2 protein-coding genes are annotated in these 1,423 nt (G+C 72.5%); one reads left to right on the top strand and one right to left on the bottom strand.

Features of this window, described 5'->3' with window-relative positions; translation table 11 throughout:
* Positions 1-711 (top strand): MMPL family transporter (locus tag HUW36_RS32850; protein WP_174531584.1); only part of this gene is annotated, 711 nt, incomplete at its 5' end.
* A 45-nt stretch (positions 712-756) separates the two neighbouring features.
* Here the strand turns inward: HUW36_RS32850 and HUW36_RS32845 are convergent.
* Positions 757-1,423: lytic transglycosylase domain-containing protein (locus tag HUW36_RS32845; protein WP_174531583.1), on the bottom strand; the 667-nt coding region annotated here is incomplete at its 5' end.

The raw sequence follows: 1,423 nt of genomic DNA, 5'->3' as shown, positions 1-1,423 counted from the left end.
CTGCGCGACGCGGTCGCCGCCGTACCGAACTCGGCACCGCCGGCCGTGGCCGGCGCGGACGCCCCGGACGGCGCGCTGGTCGGCGGCACGGTCGCGGCCACGTACGACTCGAACGAGGCGAACACCCGCGACCTCCAGCTGATCCTGCCGATCATCCTGCTGCTTGTCGGCGCCGTGCTGGTGCTGCTGCTGCGCGGCCTGCTGGCCCCGCTGCTGCTGGTGCTGACCGTGATCGCGTCGTTCTTCGCCAGCCTCGGCGCGGCCTGGCTGCTCTTCGACCACGTGCTGGACTTCCCGGCACTGGACTCCGGGGTGCTGCTGCTGGCGTTCGTGTTCCTGGTCGCCCTCGGCGTGGACTACAACATCTTCCTGGTCACCCGGGCCCGGGAGGACGCCCGCCGGATCGGCACCCGGGACGGGATGCTCTCCGCGCTGCGCGTCACCGGCGGCGTCATCACCAGCGCCGGTGTGCTGTTGGCCGCGGTCTTCGCGGTGCTGGGCGTGCTCCCGCTGATCACGCTCACCCAGATCGGCATCATCGTCTGCATCGGCGTGCTGCTGGACACGCTGCTGGTGCGCACCGTGCTGGTGCCGGCGCTGGCGTTCCTGCTCGGCGACCGGTTCTGGTGGCCCGGGCGGATCACCCCCGAGCCGGAGACCCCGACCGAGGCGCCGGGCGTGCCGGCCGAGCCGGTCACCGCGCGGGACTGACCCGACGTCCGGGGGTCGGCCGCACGCCGGCCCCCGGACGCCCGGTCAGAAGGCCAGGCACTCGCAGGTGGTCATCAGGTCCCGCACGTTGTAGACGTACTGCGGGTTGGGGATGGCCAGCGGCTGCCCCTCCCGGGCGACCGCGCCGTGCCCGTAGTTGTACGCCGCGATCACGGCGTTGAGCAGGCACGAGTTCAGCTCGGCCGTGCACAGCGAGGCGTCCAGCCGGTAGTCGGACTCGAAGTACATGTCGCCGATGTACTTGGTCAGCCAGGCCAGGTAGGTGCCGCCGAGGTAGGCGTTGTCCCGGTAGTCGTCGATGTCGTAGGACTGACCGAACCGCTGGTTCATCCACTCCGCCGTGGCCGGCATGACCTGCATCAGCCCGACGCCGCCGTCGCAGGCGACGATGGTGGACTGCCAGCCGCTCTCCTGCCAGGCGGTGGCCTTCATCAGCACCGACGGGATGCGGATGTCCGGCGCCGAGGTGGGCCAGTAGGTGCGGGCCGCGGCGTCGGCCAGCGCCGCCTTCACCTGGCTCTGCGTCGCCTTGGTGCCCCGGTGGCTGGGCTTGCAGCCGGCCGGCGCCGGCTTCGGCGGGGCCGGCGGCACCTGGGTCTCGGTCGGCGGCTTCGGCTTGGCCAACGGCTTGGTGGACGTGCGGGACGGCTTCGGTCGCGGCTTCGCCGAGGCCGACGCGCTGGGGCTGGGC

It is taken from the genome of Micromonospora maritima (assembly GCF_902825405.1).
Classification (GTDB): domain Bacteria; phylum Actinomycetota; class Actinomycetes; order Mycobacteriales; family Micromonosporaceae; genus Micromonospora; species Micromonospora maritima.
This window is presented reverse-complemented; position numbering and strand designations above follow the sequence as displayed.